Source organism: Nocardioides aequoreus (genome assembly GCF_000720335.1).
Taxonomy (GTDB): domain Bacteria; phylum Actinomycetota; class Actinomycetes; order Propionibacteriales; family Nocardioidaceae; genus Marmoricola; species Marmoricola aequoreus.
Genome location: NZ_JOJN01000003.1, coordinates 184510 through 203713 on the forward strand (window position 1 = coordinate 184510; position 19204 = coordinate 203713).

17 protein-coding genes are annotated in these 19204 nt (G+C 73.9%); 12 read left to right on the plus strand and 5 right to left on the minus strand.

The genetic code is table 11. The features are described from left to right. Positions 1–29 precede the first annotated feature (29 nt). Positions 30–710, minus strand: coding sequence for a pirin family protein (locus IG63_RS0107320; RefSeq protein ID WP_169741772.1), 681 nt, complete (start codon positions 708–710; stop codon positions 30–32). 44 nt (positions 711–754) lie between these two features. Here IG63_RS0107320 and IG63_RS0107325 point away from each other — a divergent pair, with 44 nt between their 5' ends. From IG63_RS0107325 to IG63_RS0107350, 6 genes are all read left to right on the plus strand, one after another. Beyond that, entirely contained in the window at positions 755–2092 is a 1338-nt protein-coding gene (locus tag IG63_RS0107325; protein ID WP_030483724.1) for a GH1 family beta-glucosidase, read from the plus strand. A 107-nt stretch (positions 2093–2199) separates the two neighbouring features. Further along, positions 2200–2841, plus strand: coding sequence for an ABC transporter permease (locus tag IG63_RS0107330; RefSeq protein WP_051706337.1), 642 nt, complete (start codon positions 2200–2202; stop codon positions 2839–2841). Next, positions 2838–4031: an ABC transporter ATP-binding protein gene (locus tag IG63_RS0107335; RefSeq protein WP_030483726.1), complete on the plus strand. Its 1194-nt coding sequence runs from the start codon at positions 2838–2840 to the stop codon at positions 4029–4031. The genes IG63_RS0107330 and IG63_RS0107335 overlap by 4 nt, the downstream gene beginning before the upstream one ends. Next, complete coding sequence (locus IG63_RS0107340) at positions 4028–4828, plus strand: ABC transporter permease (RefSeq protein WP_211249246.1); 801 nt, start codon at positions 4028–4030, stop codon at positions 4826–4828. Before IG63_RS0107335 ends, IG63_RS0107340 begins: the two co-directional genes overlap by 4 nt. A gap of 4 nt (positions 4829–4832) precedes the next feature. Continuing rightward, positions 4833–5825: a glycine betaine ABC transporter substrate-binding protein gene (locus IG63_RS0107345; RefSeq protein WP_030483728.1), complete on the plus strand. Its 993-nt coding sequence runs from the start codon at positions 4833–4835 to the stop codon at positions 5823–5825. Between the two features lie 62 nt (positions 5826–5887). Next, on the plus strand, positions 5888–6919 hold the full coding sequence (locus IG63_RS0107350; protein WP_030483729.1) for a hypothetical protein: 1032 nt from the start codon (positions 5888–5890) through the stop codon (positions 6917–6919). A gap of 7 nt (positions 6920–6926) precedes the next feature. Here the strand turns inward: IG63_RS0107350 and IG63_RS0107355 are convergent, their stop codons facing one another. Further along, complete coding sequence (locus IG63_RS0107355) at positions 6927–8963, minus strand: NADPH-dependent 2,4-dienoyl-CoA reductase (RefSeq protein ID WP_030483730.1); 2037 nt, start codon at positions 8961–8963, stop codon at positions 6927–6929. Next, the gene (locus IG63_RS0107360; protein WP_030483731.1) at positions 8960–9520 is read right to left on the minus strand and encodes a PadR family transcriptional regulator; all 561 of its coding nucleotides are present in this window, start codon (positions 9518–9520) and stop codon (positions 8960–8962) included. Before IG63_RS0107360 ends, IG63_RS0107355 begins: the two co-directional genes overlap by 4 nt. A 108-nt stretch (positions 9521–9628) precedes the next feature. Between IG63_RS0107360 and IG63_RS0107365 the strand changes: the two genes are divergently transcribed. The 4 genes from IG63_RS0107365 (at position 9629) to IG63_RS0107380 (ending at position 13352) form a co-directional block, all read left to right on the plus strand. Beyond that, positions 9629–10510: an ABC transporter substrate-binding protein gene (locus IG63_RS0107365; RefSeq protein ID WP_030483732.1), complete on the plus strand. Its 882-nt coding sequence runs from the start codon at positions 9629–9631 to the stop codon at positions 10508–10510. Further along, positions 10507–11361 carry an amino acid ABC transporter permease gene (locus IG63_RS0107370; RefSeq protein WP_030483733.1) on the plus strand — a complete coding sequence of 285 codons (855 nt, stop codon included), beginning with the start codon at positions 10507–10509 and terminating at the stop codon, positions 11359–11361. Before IG63_RS0107365 ends, IG63_RS0107370 begins: the two co-directional genes overlap by 4 nt. After that, positions 11358–12113 (plus strand): amino acid ABC transporter ATP-binding protein, encoded by a 756-nt coding sequence (locus IG63_RS0107375; protein ID WP_030483734.1) that lies wholly within the window; start codon positions 11358–11360, stop codon positions 12111–12113. The genes IG63_RS0107370 and IG63_RS0107375 overlap by 4 nt, the downstream gene beginning before the upstream one ends. A gap of 78 nt (positions 12114–12191) precedes the next feature. Then, positions 12192–13352, plus strand: a complete 1161-nt coding sequence (locus IG63_RS0107380; RefSeq protein WP_030483735.1) for a CaiB/BaiF CoA transferase family protein — start codon at positions 12192–12194, stop codon at positions 13350–13352. A gap of 35 nt (positions 13353–13387) precedes the next feature. Here the strand turns inward: IG63_RS0107380 and IG63_RS21385 are convergent, their stop codons facing one another. Together IG63_RS21385 and IG63_RS0107390 are read right to left on the minus strand one after the other, a co-directional pair. Further along, positions 13388–14041 carry a PepSY domain-containing protein gene (locus tag IG63_RS21385; RefSeq protein WP_030483736.1) on the minus strand — a complete coding sequence of 218 codons (654 nt, stop codon included), beginning with the start codon at positions 14039–14041 and terminating at the stop codon, positions 13388–13390. A 69-nt stretch (positions 14042–14110) separates the two neighbouring features. Then, positions 14111–15517, minus strand: coding sequence for a serine hydrolase domain-containing protein (locus tag IG63_RS0107390; RefSeq protein WP_084596869.1), 1407 nt, complete (start codon positions 15515–15517; stop codon positions 14111–14113). A 138-nt stretch (positions 15518–15655) separates the two neighbouring features. Here IG63_RS0107390 and IG63_RS0107395 point away from each other — a divergent pair, with 138 nt between their 5' ends. Both IG63_RS0107395 and IG63_RS0107400 read left to right on the plus strand, forming a co-directional pair. Then, a complete protein-coding gene (locus IG63_RS0107395; protein WP_030483738.1) occupies positions 15656–16867 on the plus strand; it encodes an acetyl-CoA C-acetyltransferase in 1212 nt (403 codons plus the stop codon). A 132-nt stretch (positions 16868–16999) separates the two neighbouring features. Then, entirely contained in the window at positions 17000–19177 is a 2178-nt protein-coding gene (locus IG63_RS0107400) for a 3-hydroxyacyl-CoA dehydrogenase NAD-binding domain-containing protein (protein WP_030483739.1), read from the plus strand. Positions 19178–19204: the final 27 nt, after the last annotated feature.

Sequence of the window (19204 nt, forward strand, 5' to 3'; positions counted from 1 at the left end):
GATCTTCCGGCATCCGAGGCGGATGGGTGCTAGGCGAAGGACCAGACGAGCGCCTGGCAGGGGCCGACGCCGGTGATGGTGCGGCCGCCCTCGTCGAGGAGCCGGGCGGCGTCGCCGTCGACGAGCCGGCGCTCGCCGAGCATGAGCCCGTCGGAGGGGCCGGTCGCGACCACGAAGAGGTGCAGCCGTGGCGCGTCGGGCAGCTCGAGGCGTACGCCGTCGGCGAGCGCCGCGACGTGCAGCGCGGCGTCCCCGGCGCCCAGGGGGAGCGCGCCACCGGGGCCGGCGAGGCAGGTCCAGGCCGGGCCGGCGTCGACGGCGGCGGTGGCCCAGCGCGGGGGCGTGCCGGGCTCCGAGGGGCGCACCCAGGTCTGCACGAAGCGGGTCGGGGGGCCGTCGGCGACCTCGCTGTGCACCACGCCGGACCCGGCCGAGAGCAGCTGGGCGGTCCCGGCGCCGAGCACGCCCGAGCCCACGGTCGAGCTGTGGCGCAGCGCGCCCTCGACCACCCAGCTGACGATCTCGGTGTCGGCGTGGGGGTGGTCGGCGTAGCCGGTGCCCGGGGGGAGGTGCTCGTCGTTGTGCGCGACGAGCGAGGCGAAGCCGACGTTGCGCGGGTCGTAGTGCGCACCGAAGGAGAAGGAGTGCCGGGTCTCGCGGCCCTCGGCGAGCGTGCTGTACCGCGAGCCCGCCTCGCGCACCTCGATCACGCCACCCATGGTCGCAGCCGCCCGGGAGCGGTTGAATGCCCAGCATGACCAGCTACCCCGCGCTGCCGGCCGGCTTCTCCTTCGGCACCAGCACCGCGTCGTTCCAGATCGAGGGCGCCTGGGACGAGGACGGCAAGGGACCCAGCATCTGGGACACCTTCTGCGCCGAGCCCGGGCGGATCGCCGACGGCAGCGACGGCACCGTCGCCTGCGACCACTACCACCGCTACGCCGAGGACGTCGCCCTGATGCGACGCCTCGGCAGCGACACCTACCGGCTCTCGATCGCGTGGCCGCGGGTGCAGCCCACCGGCACCGGCGCGGTCAACGCCGCCGGGCTCGACTTCTACGACCGGCTGGTCGACGAGCTCGTCGGCGCCGGCATCGCGCCCTTCGTCACGCTCTACCACTGGGACCTGCCGCAGACGCTGCAGGACGCTGGGGGTTGGCAGGCGCGCGAGACCGCCGAGCACTTCGCGGCGTACGCCGCCGCCTGCGTCGAGCGGCTCGGCGACCGCGTCGCGATGTGGGCGCCGGTCAACGAGCCCAACGTCGTCACGCTGCTCGGCCACGCCCGGGGCGAGCACGCCCCCGGCCTCGAGCTCGGCCTCGGCGCGCTGCCGGTGGCCCACCACCTCAACCTCGCCCACGGCCTGGCGGTGCAGGCGCTCCGCGCGGGCGGCGCGCGCCAGGTCGGCACCGCGACCAACCACCACCCGGTGTGGGCGGCGTCCGAGGAGCAGGGCGACCGCGACGCCGCCGAGCTCTTCGACTGCCTGTGGAACAGGAACTACGCCGACCCGGTGCTGCTGGGCCGCTACCCCGAGCTGCTCGCCGACGCCGTGCCGGTGCGCGACGGCGACCTCGAGGTGATCAGCGCCCCGCTCGACTTCTACGGCTTCAACTACTACAACCCGATGCTCGTCGGCGCCGCCCCCGACGGGGCGGCGATGCCCTTCGAGCTGCGCGACCTCGAGGGCTACCCGACCACCGACTTCGGCTGGCCCGTGGTGCCCGACGGGCTGCGCGAGGTCATCGGCCAGCTCGTGGAGCGCTACCCCGGCATCCCGCCGCTGCACGTCACCGAGAACGGCTGCTCCTACGCCGTGGGCCCCGACGCCGACGGCGTCGTCGACGACCAGCGCCGGATCGACTACTACGACGCCCACCTGCGCGCGGTCGCCGACGCGATCGACGACGGCGCCGACGTGCGCGGCTACTACGCCTGGTCCCTGCTCGACAACTTCGAGTGGGCCGAGGGCTACACCCAGCGCTTCGGCCTCGTGCACGTCGACTTCGAGACCCTGGTGCGCACCCCCAAGCGCTCCTTCGAGTGGTACGCCGCCGCGATCGCCGCGCAGCCCGGGCGGTCGCCCCGCTGAGCCACCCCCCTCGCGACCCCCGCGCATCATCGGCGAGGAGCGGGGTACGGGCCCGAGCACCTGTGTCCGGGACCGGAACCCCTGGGCGGTGAGAGGGGGATCCGGACGTGTGGCAGTTCTTCCTGGACCGGCAACCGCAGTTCTGGGCGCTCGCCTACGGCCATGCGCTGCTCGTGCTGCTGGCGGTGGTGATCGGCACGGTGATCGGCGTCGCCGTCGCCGTGGTCGTCACGCGCCAGCCGCGCCTGGCGCCGGTGGCCAACGCGATCAGCTCGATCGGCCTGACGCTGCCGTCCTTCGCGCTGGTGGGGCTGCTGCTGCCCCTCACGGGCATCGGGCCGATCAGCGCCCTGATCTGCGTGACCTTCTACGCGATCTTCCCGGTGATGCGCAACGCCGTCGTGGGCCTGCAGGGCGTCGACGCCACGCTCGTGGAGTCGGCGCGCGGCATGGGCATGGGCCAGGTCGCGGTGCTGCGCAAGGTGCAGCTGCCGCTGGCGTGGCCGGTCATCCTGGCCGGGATCCGCGTCTCCACCCAGATGTCCATCGGCGTCGCCGCCATCGCGGCGTACGTGCTGGGGCCGGGCTTCGGCGCCTGGATCTTCACCGGGCTCACCCAGATCGGCGGTGTCAACGCCGAGGCCTACGTGCTCATCGGCACGCTGGCCGCCGTCGTCATCGCCCTCGTCTTCGACCTCGTCCTGCTGGCGCTCGGGCGCGTCACCATCCCGAAGGGAATCCGCGCATGACCGTCACCGACGACCCCACCTCGAGCTCCACCTCCGGCTCGGGCAGCGAGATCAGCGGCGCCGAGATCCGGCTGGAGGAGGTCACCAAGACCTACCCCGGGCAGGAGGTCTCAGCGGTGAAGTCGCTGAGCCTGACCATCCCGGCGGGCGAGATCGTCATGTTCGTCGGGCCCTCGGGCTGCGGCAAGACCACCTCGCTGAAGATGATCAACCGGCTCATCGAGCCGACCTCGGGCACCATCACCATCGGTGGCGACGACGTGCGCTCCCGCAGCGCCGACGAGCTGCGCCGCACCATCGGCTACGTCATCCAGGGCGGCAGCCTCTTCCCCCACATGACGGTGGCCAAGAACATCGCGATCGTCCCCAAGATGCTCGGCTGGGACGCCGACCGGATCCGGCAGCGCACCGACGAGCTGCTCGAGCTGGTCAGCCTCGACCCGGCCCGCTACCGCGACCGCTACCCGCGCGAGCTCTCCGGCGGGCAGCAGCAGCGCGTGGGCGTGGCCCGCGGTCTCGCGGCCGACCCGCCCGTGATCCTGATGGACGAGCCCTTCGGTGCCGTCGACCCGATCACCCGGCAGCGGCTGCAGGACGAGCTGCTCTCCATCCAGCGCGAGCTGCGCAAGACGATCGTCTGCGTCACCCACGACATCGACGAGGCGATCAAGCTCGGCGACCGCATCCTGATCCTGCAGGAGGGTGCCGAGGTGGCGCAGTACGACGCCCCGGAGGCCGTGCTGGCGAGCCCGGCCAACGACTTCGTGGCCGACTTCGTGGGGGCGGGGTCCTCGCTCAAGCAGCTCTCGCTGACCCGCATCGCCGAGCTCGACCTCTCCGAGGTCCCGACGGCCCGGGTGGGCGAGCCGACCGCCGAGGCGCGCGCCCGGGCCCAGGCCGCCGGTCACGACCACCTGATCGTGCTCGACGACCACGACCGGCCCACCGCCTGGCCGTGGCTGCGCCAGCTCAAGGGCGAGACCATCCACCGCGGCGAGGAGGACCTGGTCAACCTCGACCACCGGGCCACCCTCAACGACGCGCTCGACACCATGCTCACCAGCAGCCACGGCGCTGCCGTCGTCACCGGCGACCGCGACCGCTACCTCGGCGTGGTCTGGTTCGACACCGTCACCTCCTTCATGCGGCAGCAGCAGGAGGCCCTCGCCGAGGAGGGGAGCGGCGCGTGAGCGCCGAGGCCGCCGCGCCCGACGCCGCCACCTCCGACCGCGCGGGCTGGCGCGACCGCATCACCGCCGAGGCGCTGATCGTGCTCTTCGCGATCCCCGTGATCGTGGTGGTCGGCTTCGCCTCCTACGCCGTCTACGTGCAGACCTCCTCGACGTACGCCGACGACGTGGTGGTCAACAACGCGCTCGGCTACGGCACGATCGTCGCCCAGACCGGCGAGCACCTGCTGCTCACCTTCGTCGCGGCACTGCTCGTGGTGGCGATCGCGGTGCCGCTCGGCGTGGTGCTCACCCGCCCCCGCACCCGCTTCCTCGCGCCGCCGGTCGTGGGCGTGGCCAACGCCGGCCAGGCGGCGCCGTCGGTGGGCCTCATCGTGCTGGCCGCCATCTGGTTCGGCTTCGGCTTCTGGACCGCGGTGGGGGCGCTGACCGTCTACGCGATCCTGCCGGTGCTCGCCAACACGATCGTCGGGCTCCAGGGCGTCGACCGCACGCTGGTCGAGGCCGGCCGCGGGCTCGGCATGTCGTCGTGGTCGGTGCTGCTGCGCATCGAGCTGCCGCTCGCGCTCCCGGTGATCATGACCGGCGTGCGCACCGCGCTGGTGCTGCTCGTCGGCACCGCCACGCTGGCGACCTTCATCGGCGCCGGTGGCCTGGGCGGCACATTGCAGACCGGCATCTCGCTGCTGCGCTACCCCGTCATCGTGTGGGGCGCGATCCTCGTCGCGCTGCTCGCCCTGCTCATCGAGTGGCTCGGGCGCGTGCTCGAGCTCGTCGCCCGACCCAAGGGAGTGTGACCCCGTGCGCCGCCGTACCTCCGTCCTGACCGGCCTCGCGCTGTCGCTCTCGGCGCTCGTCTCCGGCTGCGGGCTGCCCACCGCCGGCGGCTTCGTGCCGACCGGGCAGCTGGTGGGCGACGTCGCCGACGTGGAGTCGCTGGAGGGCGCCTCGATCGCCGTGGGCTCCAAGAACTTCAGCGAGAACATCCTGCTCGGCAAGATGGCGATCATCATGATGCAGTCGGCGGGCGCCGACGTCACCGACCTGACCAACATCCCCGGCAGCGCCTCCGCGCGCCAGGCGATGCTCGACGGCCAGATCGACGCCATGTGGGAGTACACCGGCACCGGCTGGATCACCTACCTCGGCGAGCAGGAGCCGATCCCGGACGAGCAGGAGCAGTACGAGGCCGTCCGCGACCGCGACCTGGAGGAGAACGACCTCGCCTGGCTGCCGCCGGCGCCGATGAACAACACCTACGGCTTCGCCGTGACCGAGGAGACCGACGAGCGTCTCGGCGGGATCGACCGGCTCTCGCAGCTGGCCGACGTGCCGGTCGAGGAGCGCACGATGTGCGTGGAGTCCGAGCTGCTCAACCGCCCCGACGGCCTGCCCGGCATGCTCGAGACCTACGACGTCCCGCTCGGCGAGCGCGACGGCGTGCCGCGCGACAACCTGCTGGTGCTCCAGACCGGGGCCATCTACGACGCCACGGCCGGCGGCGACTGCAGCTTCGGCGAGGTCTTCACCACCGACGGGCGCATCCTGGCCCTCGACCTGAAGGTGCTCGAGGACGACCGCGAGTTCTTCCCGAAGTACAACGTCTCGATGGTGCTGCGCGACGAGGTCTACCAGGAGTACCCGCAGATCGAGGACCTGTTGGCGCCGGTCACCGAGGAGCTCACCGACGAGGTGCTCATCGAGCTCAACGCCCAGATCGACGTCGACGGTCGCGAGCCCGCCGAGGTCGCCTACGACTGGCTGAAGTCGGAGGGCTTCGTCGAGGACGAGTGACCCGGCAGGTTGAGTAGAAGTGCTCATGGCGTCCCCGCCCTCGGCTGGTCCACCATCAGCACATGAGCACCGCACCCGCACCCGCGGCGGCCCCGAGGGCCACCCCGTCGACCGCCCCGGCCGACCACGTCGTCGACGCCCTGGTCGACGCCCGGCTCCTCGATCCCGCCGTCCGGGAGCGCGCCCGCGACGTGGTCGTCGCGGCGCTGCGGCACCCGGGCGAGCGCCGAACGGCGCAGGGCACGTCGTCCCTCATCGAGGTGGTCGCCTACCTCGGCACGGCGCTCGTGCTGGCCGCCGGGGGTCTCTTCGGGCTGACCTTCTGGGGTGACCTCTCCTTCGGCGCGCAGGTGACGCTGCTCGCCGTCGCCGGCCTCGCGCTGGCCGCGGGCGGGATCGGCCTGGTCGTCGCCGGCACCGGGCACGACGGTCGCCGCCGGCTGGCCGGCACGCTGCTCACGGGCGCCGCCATGGCGATCGCGGGCCTGGTCGGCCTGGTGGTCGACCGCGCCGGCGGCACCCCCGACTGGCAGGACCCCGGCCTCGACCTCACCACGCTGAGCGCGGCCCTCGCGGGCCTCGTCGTCGTGGTGGTGGGCTACCGGCTCGCCCCCACCGCCCTCGGCCTGCTCGGCACGGGCGCGGCGGTGACCACGGTCGCGGCCACGTTGGTCGGACCGGTCCCGAGCGACGTCGAGGCGCCCGCGCTGGCGCTCGCGCTGCTGGTGACCGCCCTCGGCTGGCTCGCGCTGGCCGAGCGGGGCACCTTCGGCGAGCCGGTTGTCGCCCGGGTGCTCGGCGTCGCCCTCGCCCTGGTCGCCGCCCAGGTCCCGGTCTTCGACTCCGACTGGTCCTGGCTGGCCTACCTGCTCACCGCGGGCGTCGTCGTCGGCGGGATGCTCGCCTACGTCACCCGGCACTCCTGGCCCTACCTCGCGGTCGCCGTCGTCGCCGTCACGGTCGTCGTCCCCGAGGCCGTCACCGACTGGACCGACGGCGGGCTCGGTGCCGTCGGCGCCGTCCTGCTCACCGGCGTCACCCTGCTGCTCGCCTCGCTGCTCGGGGCCTGGCTCCGCGCGCGGCGCACCCCCTGAGGGGGGCTCAGCGGGAGGCGGCCAGGCGCAGGCCCTGGTCGATGGCGCGCTTGGCGTCGAGCTCGGCCGCGAGGTCGGCCCCGCCGATCAGGTGCACCGTGCGGCCGGCCTCGCGGCCCGCGGCGAGCAGGTCGTCGTAGAGGTCGCGCACCGACTCCTGGCCCGCACAGACGACGACGTCGTCGACCTCGAGCAGCTGCGGCACGTCGTCGACGCGCAGGTGCAGGCCCCGCTCGTCGACCAGGTCGTACGTCGCGCCGCGCACCTGCCGCACGCCCGACTGCTTGAGCACGGCGCGGTGGGCCCAGCCCGAGGTCTTGCCGAGCCCGACGCCGATCGGGGTGGTCTTGCGCTGCACCAGCCAGACCTCCCGGGCCGACTCCCGCGGCTTGGGCTCGGTCAGGCCGCCGCGGTGCAGCGACGGGTCGCCGACGCCCCAGTGCGCCAGCCACTCGTCGGTGGTCTCGGGCACGTGGGTGAGCCAGTGGGCGACGTCGACGCCGATGCCGCCCGCGCCGATCACCGCGACGCGGGGGCCGAGCTCGCGCGCGCCGAGCAGCGCGTCGGCGTACGGCACCGCACGCTCGATGCCGGGGATGTCGGGGATCCGCGGCTCGACGCCGGTGGCGACCACGACCTCGTCGTACGCCGCCAGCTCCTCGAGGTCGGCGCGCGTGCCGAGGCGGACGTCGACGCCCAGCACCTCGAGCCGGCGGGTGAAGTAGCGCAGCGTCTCGGCGAACTCCTCCTTGCCGGGGATCCGCATCGCCAGGCGGAACTGGCCGCCGATCTCGGCGTCGGCCTCCAGCAGCGTCACCGCGCAGCCGCGCTCGGCGTAGGAGCAGGCGGCGGAGAGCCCCGCGGGACCGGCACCCACGACGGCGACCGAGCGCCGCCGGGCGGCGGGCAGCGGCAGCAGCACGACCTCGGTCTCGTGGCAGGCACGCGGGTTGACCAGGCAGGAGGCGCGCACGTTGTCGAAGACGTGGTCGAGGCAGGCCTGGTTGCAGGCGATGCAGGTGTTGATCTCGTCGGCACGCCCCTGCGCCGCCTTGGCGACGAACTCGGGGTCGGCCAGGAGCGGCCGGGCCATCGAGACCAGGTCGGCCGTGCCGTCGGCGAGCAGCTGCTCGGCCAGCTCGGGGGTGTTGATGCGGTTGGAGGCGCAGACCGGGATGGTGAGCTCCTCGCGGAGCCGGCGCGTCGTCCACGACCAGGCGCCGCGCGGCACCTGGGTGATGATCGTGGGCACCCGGGCCTCGTGCCAGCCGATGCCGGTGTTGATCACCGACGCGCCGGCGTCCTCCAGCAGCAGCGCGAGCTCGACGGTCTCCTCCCAGGTCTGCCCGTCCTCGACGAGGTCGAGCAGCGAGAGGCGGTAGACGATCGGGAAGTCGTCGCCGACCAGCTCGCGGGTGCGGCGCACCACCTCGACGGGGAAGCGCATCCGCCGGGTCGCGGTGCCGCCCCAGGCGTCGTCGCGGTGGTTGGTGCGCGCGGCGAGGAACTGGTTGATCAGGTAGCCCTCGGAGCCCATCACCTCGACCGCGTCGTAGCCGGCCTTCTGCGCGAGCCGAGCCGACTCCGCGAAGGCCGTCGCCGTGCGGTCGACCTGCTTGCTGCTCATCGCCCGCGCGGTGAAGGGCGTGATCGGCGACCTGCCCGCGCTCGCGGACTCCGAGATCGGCGTGTAGCCGTAGCGGCCGGCGTGCAGCAGCTGCAGCGCGATCGCCCCGCCCTCGTCGTGCACCGCGCCGGTCACCTGGCGGTGACGGGCGGCGTCCATCCGGGAGGTCATCTCGCCGGCGAAGGGCTTGAGCCAGCCGCGCTTGGAGACCGCGAAGCCGCCCGTCACGATGAGCCCGACCTGGCCCCGTGCGCGCTCGGCGGCGTACGCCGCGAGCTTGGGCAGGTCCCAGGCGTGGTCCTCCAGCCCGGTGTGCATCGAGCCCATCACCACGCGGTTGCGCAGGGTCAGCCCGCCGATGGTCAGGGGGGCGAGCAGGTGCGGGTAGGGCTGGCCGGGCTGGGTGGGCTGGGTCATCGGGCGTCTCCTCCGGGGGCGGTCGCGTCGGTCGAGGCCCACGCCTCGAGGTAGTCGGTGAGCCAGTCGATCCAGTAGCGCTCCTGCCGGATGCCGCCGCGCAGCACCAGCCACACGTCGCGCGCGTGGTCGGTGGCGGGGGGAGCGTCGGGGAACTGCTCGCGCTCGAGCTGCTCGTAGTGCGCCAGCCGGGCCTGGTGCTCCAGGCGCAGGCCGCGCAGCTGGTCGAGCAGCGCCGCGCGGTCGCCGTACGCCGCCCCGCGCATCTTCACCGCGACCTCCGAGCGCAGCGGCTCGACCCCGGTGGGCGAGGCGACCCAGCGGGCGAGCTCGGCCCGGCCCGCGTCGGTGAGGTCGTAGCACCTCTCGGTCGAGCGTCCCTCGCCGGCGGTGGTGGCCAGCCACCCGTCGCCCTCCATGCGTCGGAGCACGCGGTAGATCTGCTGGTGGGTGGCCTGCCAGAAGAAGCCGACCGTGCGGTCGAAGCGGCGGGCGAGCTCGATGCCGGTGCCCGGACGCTCGCGCAGCGAGACCAGCAGCGCGTGCTCGAGCGACATGGCGGCAGTGTGCCCGCTGTGCAACGAGTTGCACAAGGTGGTGCGGACCACCCGTCTCACGGACGGGACGCGGCCGGTGGCACACCCCGCGAGTCCTACGATCTCGCCATGCGCCTGCTCCGCCGCCCCGTCGCCGTCCTCGCCCCCCTCCTGCTCGTGGTCGCCGTGGGCTGCGGCTCGCCGCCGGAGACCGACAGCGAGGGCGCGGCCGACGACGCCAGCGAGAGCGCCGAGGCGAGCGACTGCGCACCGGAGAGCCTCGACCTGCTCGAGGACGGCGTGCTGACGATCGCCACCGACACCCCGGCGTACGAGCCGTGGTTCTCCGGCGACGACCCCAACAACGGGGAGGGCTTCGAGTCGGCCGTGGCGTACGCCGTCGCGGAGCAGCTCGGCTTCGGCGAGGACGAGGTCACCTGGGTCGAGCAGCCCTTCAACACCTCCTACGCGCCGGGCCCGAAGAAGTTCGACTTCGACATCAACCAGATCTCGATCACGCCGGAGCGCGAGCGCGTCGTCGACTTCTCCGAGGGCTACTACTCCGCCTCGCAGGCGGTCGTCGCGCTGGAGGACTCCGGCGTCGAGCCCGGGTCGATCGAGGACCTCAAGGGCCTGCGGCTCGGGGCGCAGACGGGCACCACCAGCCTCACGGCGCTGCGCGAGGTCGTGCAGCCCGACGCGGAGCCGGTGGTGCTGCAGAACACCAACATCGCCAAGCAGCAGCTGCTCAACGGCCAGCTCGACGCGATCGTCGCCGACCTGTCGACGGCCTTCTACATCACCGGCGCCGAGATCGAGGGCTCGGCGGTGGTCGGCCAGTTCGAGCAGCCCGAGGGCGAGACCGAGGAGTTCGGCCTGCTGCTCGAGAAGGACTCGCCGCTGACGCCGTGCGTCGACGAGGCGGTCTCGGCGCTGCGCGACGACGGCACCCTCGCCGAGCTCGAGCAGGAGTGGCTCTCCGAGACCGTCGACGTGCCCGTGCTGCAGTGACCCTGCCGGCGCCGACCTGGACGCCGAGCGCCCGTGAGCTCGAGCGGCGTCGCGTCCGGCGCCGCGACCGCCGGCGGCGCGGGACGGTCGCGGCGGCCGTCACGGTCGCGGTGGTCGCGGTGGCGACCTGGCTGGTGGTCACCTCGCCGGGGTGGCCGCGGGTGCGCGACCTCTTCTTCTCGCCGTACCACGCGTGGGAGTCCTTCCCGCTGGTGCTCGAGGGCTTCGCGCTCAACGTCGCGAGCTTCCTGATCGCCGAGCCGCTGATCCTGGCGCTCGGCGTGCTCGTCGCCGTGCTGCGCACCACGGTCTCGCCGTGGCTGACGCCGCTGCGGCTGCTCGCCGTCGTCTACACCGACGTCTTCCGCGGCATCCCGACGCTGCTGGTGGTGCTGCTCCTCGGGATCGGGGTGCCGGCGCTGCAGTTCGCCGGTGTCACGACCAGCGTCTTCTGGCTCGGCACCACCGCCCTGGTGCTGTCGTACGGCGCCTACGTCGCCGAGGTGGTGCGCGCGGGCATCGACGCCGTGCATCCCTCGCAGCTGGCCTCGGCCGAGGCCCTGGCGCTGAGCCGGACCCAGACGATGCGCCACGTCGTGCTGCCGCAGGCGCTGCGACGCCAGGCGCCCCCGCTGCTCAACGACTTCGTCTCGCTGCAGAAGGACACCGCGCTGCTCGCCGTGCTCGGCGTCTTCGAGGCCGTCTTCCGGGCGCAGGACTACGGCAACTACAACTTCAACTTCACCCCGATGGTGGTCGCCGCCTGCCTCTTCCTGGCCCTGACGATCCCGCTGGCGCGCTTCACCGACTGGCTCGGCCGGCGGGCGATGCGACGGGAGCGCGGCCGGTGACCGCGCCGGTGCTCTCGGCGCGCGGCCTGCGCAAGGCCTACGGCGACCGCGTCGTCCTCGACGGCATCGACCTCGACGTGCACCCGCACGACGTGGTGTGCCTGATCGGCGCCTCGGGCTCGGGCAAGTCGACGCTGCTGCGCTGCCTCGACCTGCTCGAGGAGGTCGACGACGGCGAGATCCTGCTCGACGGGCGCGAGGTCTCCGACCCGCGGGTCGACGCGCGCGAGGCGCGCCAGAGCGGACTGGGCATGGTCTTCCAGGCCTACAACCTCTTCCCCCACCTCTCGGTCCTCGCCAACTGCACGCTCGCCCCGGTGCGGGTGCACGGCGTCACGCGCGCCGAGGCCGAGGCCCGCGCCCACGCCCTGCTCGAGCGGTTCGGGCTCGCCGAGAAGGCCGCGGCCCACCCCGACGCCCTCTCCGGCGGACAGCAGCAGCGCGTGGCGCTGGTCCGGGCGCTGTGCACGCAGCCGCGGGTGCTGCTGCTCGACGAGATCACGGCCGCGCTCGACCCCGAGCTGGTCGGCGAGGTCCTGGCCGTCGTCCGCGCCGAGGCCGAGCGCGGCATGACGATGGTGCTGGCCACCCACGAGATGGCCTTCGCCCGCGAGGTCGCCACCACGGTCTGCTTCCTCGACGGCGGCCGGATCCTCGAGCAGGGCCCGCCCTCGCAGGTCCTCGTCGACCCCCGCGAGCCCCGCACCCGCGCCTTCCTGCGCCGCGTCCTCCCCGACGCCGCGGCCCCCTGAGCGACGTACGCCCACCCCGGTCTGCCGCCGGGGCCCGCTGCGCGCGACCGTGACAGTGAACCTGTCATGATCGCGCGCATGGGTGAGATCGAGCTGGGACAGGGGACCGGGCCGCTGCGCGGGGTGCGGGTGGTCGAGATCGCCGGCATCGGGCCGGGGCCGCACGCGTGCATGCTGCTGGCCGACCTCGGCGCCGACGTCGTCCGCGTCGAGCGGCCGGGCGGCAGCCTCATGACCGGGGGTGCGACCGACCTGCTCAACCGGGGTCGGCCCAGCGTCGCGCTCGACCTCAAGCACCCCGAGGCCGCGGGCGTGGTGCTCGACCTGGTCGCCGACGCCGACCTCCTCGTCGAGGGGTTGCGCCCGGGGACGACGGAGCGGCTGGGCATCGGTCCCGAGGAGTGCCTGGCCCGCAACCCGCGACTGGTCTATGGCCGGATGACCGGGTGGGGCCAGGACGGCCCGCTCGCGCGCGCCGCCGGCCACGACGTCAACTACGTCGCCCTCACCGGCGCGCTCTTCGGCCTGGGCCAGGACCCGCGGCGCCCGCACTTCCCCGCCAACCTGGTCGGCGACTTCGGCGGCGGCTCGACCTACCTCGTGGTCGGCCTGCTCGCGGCGCTCTGGGAGGCGCGGGCCAGCGGGGAGGGCCAGGTCGTGGACGCCGCGATCGTCGACGGCACCGCGCACCTCAACGCGATGACCTCCGGCTTCGTCGCGGCCGGGCACCACCGCGAGGAGCGCGCGGTCAACCTGCTCGAGGGCGGGGCGCCCTTCTACGACCTCTACGAGACCTCCGACGGCCGGCACGTCAGCGTCGGCGCGCTGGAGCCGCAGTTCTGGGCCGAGCTGGTGCGCCTGCTGGAGCTCACCGACGTGCCCGACCGCGACGACCCCGCCACGTGGCCGGCGCTGCGTGAGCTGCTCGCCGACACCTTCGCCCGCCGCACGCTCGCGGAGTGGACCGCGCTCTTCGACGGCACCGACGCCTGCGTCGCCCCGGTGCTGACGATGAGCGAGGCGCCGCAGCACCCCCACGTGGCGGCTCGCGGCACCTTCGTCGACCACGGGGGGCTGACCCAGCCGGCCCCCGCGCCGCGCTTCTCCCGCACGCCGGCCTCGCTCACCCGCCCGCCCGCCCCGGTGGCCGGCGCCGACACCCGCGCGGCGCTCACCGCGTGGGGCGTCACCGACGTCGCGGGGCTGCTCGAGCGGGGGGTGGCGGTCCAGCCGGACTGAGCCCGGATCCGGGCCTGGAGCCGCGCGGGGCCGGCTCAGTCCTCGACGCGCACCATGCCGGTGCGGGCGTCGACGAGCACCTCGGCGCCGCTGCTCAGCTCGATCTCCCACGCGGCCACGCCGTCGTCCTCGTCGAGCTTGGCCGACTCCAGGCGCGCCCCCGGCTGCGTGCGCAGCGCGGCGCGCACGGCGCGGGCCATCCCGACGCGGGCGGAGGCCACGAGCTGCCGGTCCTCCGCGTCGTCGTCGTCGTCGACCGAGACGACCGGGCCGCCCTGCACCTGCGCGGGATCCCCGGCGACCGCGACCACGACCTCGCGGCCCTCGGCGTCGACGACCGTGAACTCCCAGCTCGGCCCGTCGTCCACCCGCTCGACCGCGACCGGCGTGCCACGGCCCGCCGTCGCGGCCACCCGGGCGGCCGCCACGGCCGGTGGCTCAGCAGCGGACGCCGTCGCGCTCGGCGACGGCGCTCCCGTCGCGCTCGCGTCGCCGGAGGGCCGGGGCGACGAGGAGGGCGGGGCGGTCGAGGAGGGCGCGGTGCTGTCGACCCGGATCGGCTCGCGAGTCGTCAGGTCGGGCGGCTCGTAGCCGCCGCAGGCCGAGAGCGTGGCTACGAGCGCGAGGCAGGCCGCGCCCGCGGTGCGCTGCAGGGTCCCGCGCACCGCGCGGGACGAGCGCCCGTCCATGCCCCTACCTCCTGCTCCTGCCGACGTCCCGAGGCTCCCAGCCTCACATGAGGGCGAGATGAGAGCACGCTAGGCGTGCGGGAGCCGGCGTACGGCGGTGCGCCAGGGGTCGGCGCCCTGCAGCGGCACCAGCCGCCACTGCAGGTCGGCCGCCCAGCCGGTGGCGGTGCGGCGTACGTCGACGGTGAAGCGGTGGGGCGTCTCGACCAGCAGCACCACGGCGCGGTAGTGGTCGGCGCCCACCCAGCCCCCGCTCGCGGCTACCGGCAGCGAGCGCGCGCCCGAGGTCAGCGTGGTCTCGCGCCAGCCGCCGTCGCCCACGTCGAGGACGTGGGAGCCGGCGGTGCCGTGCAGCGTGAGGGTGCTCCCGCGCAGCTGCACCCGGTCGTAGCCGCCGACCGCGAGGCGCCCGGAGCCCGAGGCCGGGGCCGACACCTCCTCGCCGGCGCCGCCGCCGGCGGCGGGGATCCGGGCCCGGGCCAGGCGTCGCGCCAGCTCGCGGTCGCGGGCGGGCGAGGTGCGCCCGTCGAGCGCCGGCACGAGGTGGGTCCAGAGCGCGTCGAGGGTCTCCTGCATCCGGTCGTTCTCGGCCGTGGTGGCGACCACCGCGTCGTGCTCGGGCAGCACCACGAGGAACTGCCCGAAGGCGCCGTCGCCGCGGTAGCCGTGGCGCTGCTGCCAGAAGGAGTAGCCGTAGCCGCGGCGCCAGTCGGGGCCTGCGTCGGGCTCGGTGTTGAGGGGCCCGAAGCCGCGGGTGGCCTCGGTGACCCAGCCCGGGTCGAGCAGCTGCCGGCCCTGCCACCGGCCGCCGTCGAGGTGGAGCTGGGCGAGGCAGGCGATCGTCTCGGTCGTCACGTGCGCCCCACTGAAGCCCAGCTCGTGACCCTGCCGGTCGTGGTGCCACGGCGGCGTCGGCAGCCCGAGGGGGCCCAGCAGCCGGGTCGCCAGCACCGCGGAGAGCTCCTGGCCGGTGGTGTGCCGCACGACCCGCGCGAGCAGGTAGGTCGCCACCTGGTTGTAGGCGAAGTGCACCCCGGGTGGGTGGTCGAGGGGGAGCGCCAGCGCCCCCGGCAGCAGGTCGCCGTCGAGCGGCCGCACCCGCGGCCAGGCCTCGGTGTCGTGCCCGACGGTCATCGAGAGGCAGTGGCGCAGCCGCACCTCCTCCCAGCCCGGGGCGTGCGGGAGCGGGGGCAGCCGGCTGAGGACCGGGTCGTCGAGCTCGAGCAGGCCCTCGCCGACCAGCAGGCCGACCGCGGTCGCGGTGAAGGTCTTCGACAGCGAGTAGGCCAGGTGCGGTCGCGCGGCGGCGTACGGCGCCCACCACCCCTCCGCGACCACGTGGCCGTGGCGCAGCACCATCAGGCTGTGCAGCCCGAGCCCGTCGCCGTGGTCGGGGCGCTCGGCCCGGTCGAGCAGGTCGAGCAGGCCGGCCGAGTCGACGCCCTGCGCCGCGGGGCTGCTGCGGGGGAGGACCACGCGACGACCGTACGCCGCGGCGCCACGGGTGACCTTGCCCACACGGCTCCCCGTTGACGATGACAGAAGTGCTGTCACACTGAACGGGACGTACTGGCGGGTAGCATCGCCGATCCTGGACGGAAGTGGGGAAGTCACATGGCCGAGGCCTTCGTGTACGACGCGCTGCGCACGCCGCGCGGCAAGGGGAAGAAGGACGGCAGCCTCCACGAGGTCAAGCCCATCGACCTGGTCGTCGGACTGCTCGACGCCGTCAAGGAGCGCAACCCCTCGCTCGACCCGGCCCGGGTCGACGACGTGGTGCTCGGCGTCGTGACGCCGGTCGGCGACCAGGGCGCCGACATCGCCAAGACCGCGGCGCTCGCCGCCGGCTACCCCGACACCGTCGCCGGCGTGCAGCTCAACCGCTTCTGCGCCTCCGGTCTCGAGGCCGTCAACCAGGCGGCCTCGCGGGTGCGCGGCGGCTTCGACGACCTCGTCCTCGCCGGCGGCGTCGAGTCGATGAGCCGGGTCCCGATGGCCAGCGACGGCGGCGCGTGGGCGATGGACCCCGCCACCGCCTTCGACACCTCCTTCGTCCCGCAGGGGATTGGCGCCGACCTCATCGCCACCCTCGGTGGCTGGACCCGCGAGGACGTCGACACCTTCGCCGTGGAGTCCAACCACCGTGCCGCCAAGGCCTGGGCCGACGGCCGCTTCACGGGCAGCGTCGTCCCGGTCACCGACCGCAACGGCGTGACGGTGCTCGACCACGACGAGTTCATCAAGCCCGAGTCGACCGTCGAGGGCCTCGCGAGGCTGCGGCCGTCCTTCGCCGCGATCGGCGACCAGGCCGGCTTCGACGCCGTCGCGCTGGAGAAGTACCACTGGGTCGAGCGCATCGACCACGTGCACCACGCCGGCAACAGCTCCGGCATCGTCGACGGCGCCGCGCTCGTCGCGATAGGCAACGAGCAGGTCGGCAGCGACCTCGGCCTCACCCCGCGGGCCCGCATCGTCGGTGCGGCCGTCTCGGGCGCCGACCCGACGATCATGCTGACCGGTCCGGCCCCCGCGGCCCGCAAGGCGCTGGCGAAGGCCGGCCTCGGGGTCGACGACATCGACCTGTGGGAGATCAACGAGGCGTTCGCGGCTGTCGCCATGCGCTTCATGCGCGACATGGGCATCGACCACGAGGTCACCAACGTCAACGGCGGCTCCATCGCGATGGGCCACCCGCTGGGCGCCACGGGCGCGATGATCCTCGGCACCCTCGTCGACGAGCTCGAGCGCCGCGACCTGCGCCGCGGCCTGGCCACCCTCTGCGTCGGCGGCGGCATGGGCATCGCCACTGTCGTCGAGCTGGTCTGAGCGACGCGAAGACCAGCTCATCGGTGGTCGAGCAGCGCGCACGAGCGAGGCACGAGCTCGTGACCGCGCGTGTCGAGACCCGGTGAGACGACCGACAACCGCACCTCAGCGCCGTACACCCGAAGGAACCAGATGAGCACCGAGCACTCCGCCGTCCGCTACGACCGCGACGCCGACGGGATCGTCACCCTCACCCTCGACGACCCGCAGGCCAGCGCCAACACCATGAACGAGCGGTACGCCGCCGCGATGCACGACGCCGTGGAGCGGCTGCACGCCGAGAAGGACGACCTCGTGGGCGTCGTCGTCACCTCGGCGAAGCGGACCTTCTTCGCCGGCGGCGACCTCAAGGGCATGCTGCAGACCGGCCCGGACGACGCCGAGGCGGTCTTCCACCAGGTCGAGTCGGTCAAGCGCGACCTGCGCCGGCTCGAGACCCTCGGCCGTCCCGTCGTGGCGGCGATCAACGGCGCCGCGCTCGGCGGCGGGCTCGAGATCGCGCTCGCCTGCCACCACCGCGTGGCCGCCGAGGGCCGCTACGAGATCGGGCTGCCCGAGGCGACCCTCGGCCTCCTGCCCGGCGGCGGCGGCGTGACCCGCACCGTGCGGATGTTCGGCATCCAGACCGCGCTCATGGACGTCCTGCTGCAGGGCCCGCGCATGAAGCCCGCGCAGGCGCAGGAGAAGGGCCTCGTCGACGAGGTCGTCCCCGCCGAGGAGCTGCTCGACCGCGCCCGCGCCTGGGTGCGCGAGCACGCCGACGACGCCGAGGCCGCGACCCAGCCGTGGGACCGCGACGGCTACCGGATGCCGGGCGGCACGCCGAGCTCGCCCAAGCTCGCGCAGTTCCTGCCCGCCTTCCCCGCGATGCTGCGCAAGCAGCTCAGGGGCGCCGACTACCCGGCGCAGCGGGCGATCATGTCGGCCGCGATCGAGGGTGCCCAGGTCGACGTCGAGACCGCCTCGCGGATCGAGTCGCGCTACCTCGCCGGTCTCATCACCGGCTCCAACAGCAAGAACATGATCCAGGCCTTCTTCCTCGACCTGCAGGCCATCAACGGCGGGTCGCTGCGGCCCGAGGGCGTGCCGGCGTACACCGCCCGCAAGGTCGGCGTCCTCGGCGCCGGGATGATGGGCGCCGGGATCGCCTACGTCTGCGCCAAGGCCGGCATGGAGGTCGTGCTCAAGGACGTCTCCGACGAGGCGGCCGCGCGGGGCAAGGCCTACAGCGAGAAGATCCTGGCCAAGGCCGTCGAGCGCGGCCGCTCCACCCAGGAGCAGGCCGACGAGGTGCTCGCCCGGATCACCCCGGCCACGCAGCCCGACGCCCTCGCCGGCGCCGACCTGCTGATCGAGGCCGTCTTCGAGGACCCGTCGCTCAAGGCCAAGGTGTACGCCGAGGTGCTGCCGGTGCTCGCCCCCGACGCGCTGCTGTGCTCCAACACCTCGACGCTGCCGATCACCGGCCTGGCCGAGCACGTCGACCGCCCCGCCGACTTCGTCGGTCTGCACTTCTTCAGCCCGGTCGACAAGATGCCGCTGGTCGAGATCATCCGCGGCGAGCAGACCTCCGACGAGGCCGTCGCCAAGGCGCTCGACGTCGTCCAGCAGATCCGCAAGACCCCGATCGTGGTCAACGACAGCCGCGGCTTCTACACCAGCCGCGTCATCGGCACGATGGTCAACGAGGGCCTCGCGATGCTCGCCGAGGGCGTCCACCCGATGTCGGTCGAGCGCGCCGCGCTGCAGGCGGGCTACCCCGTCGGCACGCTGCAGCTCTCCGACGAGCTCAACCTCGAGCTGATGGCCAAGATCGCCAAGGCGACCGCCGACGCCGCGGGGCCGTCGTACGTCGAGCACCCGGGCACCGCCGTGGTGCAGCGGATGCTCGGGGCCGGCCGCCCCGGCAAGCTGCGCGGCGCCGGCTTCTACGACTACGCCGACGGCCGCCGCGGCTCGCTGTGGCCGGGTCTCGCCGAGCTCTTCCCCTCGCGGGAGGAGCCGGCCGACCTCGACGACCTCAAGGACCGCTACCTCTTCATCGAGGCCCTCGAGACCGCGCGGTGCTTCGAGGAGGGCGTCATCGAGTCGGCCGCCGCCGCCAACATCGGCTCGATCATGGGCATCGGCTACCCGCCCCCCACCGGCGGCACGGTGCAGTTCATGCAGGGCTACGACGGCCCCACCGGCCGCGGCCTCCCCGGCTTCGTCGAGCGCGCCGACCAGCTCACCAAGCTCTACGGCGACCGCTTCGCCCCCACCCCCCGCCTCCGCGAGATGGCCGAGCGGGGCGAGCGCTTCCCGGCGTAGGCGGCCCGAGGAGGCGAAGTCACTGGT

Coding starts and splice junctions, on each gene's coding strand:
- IG63_RS21385 (WP_030483736.1), bottom strand. CDS start 14,041: ATGGACGGGCGCTCGTCCCGCGCGGTGCGCGGGACCCTGCAGCGCACC.
- IG63_RS0107360 (WP_030483731.1), bottom strand. CDS start 9,520: ATGTCGCTCGAGCACGCGCTGCTGGTCTCGCTGCGCGAGCGTCCGGGC.
- IG63_RS0107400 (WP_030483739.1), top strand. CDS start 17,000: ATGAGCACCGAGCACTCCGCCGTCCGCTACGACCGCGACGCCGACGGG.
- IG63_RS0107335 (WP_030483726.1), top strand. CDS start 2,838: ATGACCGTCACCGACGACCCCACCTCGAGCTCCACCTCCGGCTCGGGC.
- IG63_RS0107355 (WP_030483730.1), bottom strand. CDS start 8,963: ATGACCCAGCCCACCCAGCCCGGCCAGCCCTACCCGCACCTGCTCGCC.
- IG63_RS0107350 (WP_030483729.1), top strand. CDS start 5,888: ATGAGCACCGCACCCGCACCCGCGGCGGCCCCGAGGGCCACCCCGTCG.
- IG63_RS0107365 (WP_030483732.1), top strand. CDS start 9,629: ATGCGCCTGCTCCGCCGCCCCGTCGCCGTCCTCGCCCCCCTCCTGCTC.
- IG63_RS0107325 (WP_030483724.1), top strand. CDS start 755: ATGACCAGCTACCCCGCGCTGCCGGCCGGCTTCTCCTTCGGCACCAGC.
- IG63_RS0107395 (WP_030483738.1), top strand. CDS start 15,656: ATGGCCGAGGCCTTCGTGTACGACGCGCTGCGCACGCCGCGCGGCAAG.
- IG63_RS0107380 (WP_030483735.1), top strand. CDS start 12,192: ATGGGTGAGATCGAGCTGGGACAGGGGACCGGGCCGCTGCGCGGGGTG.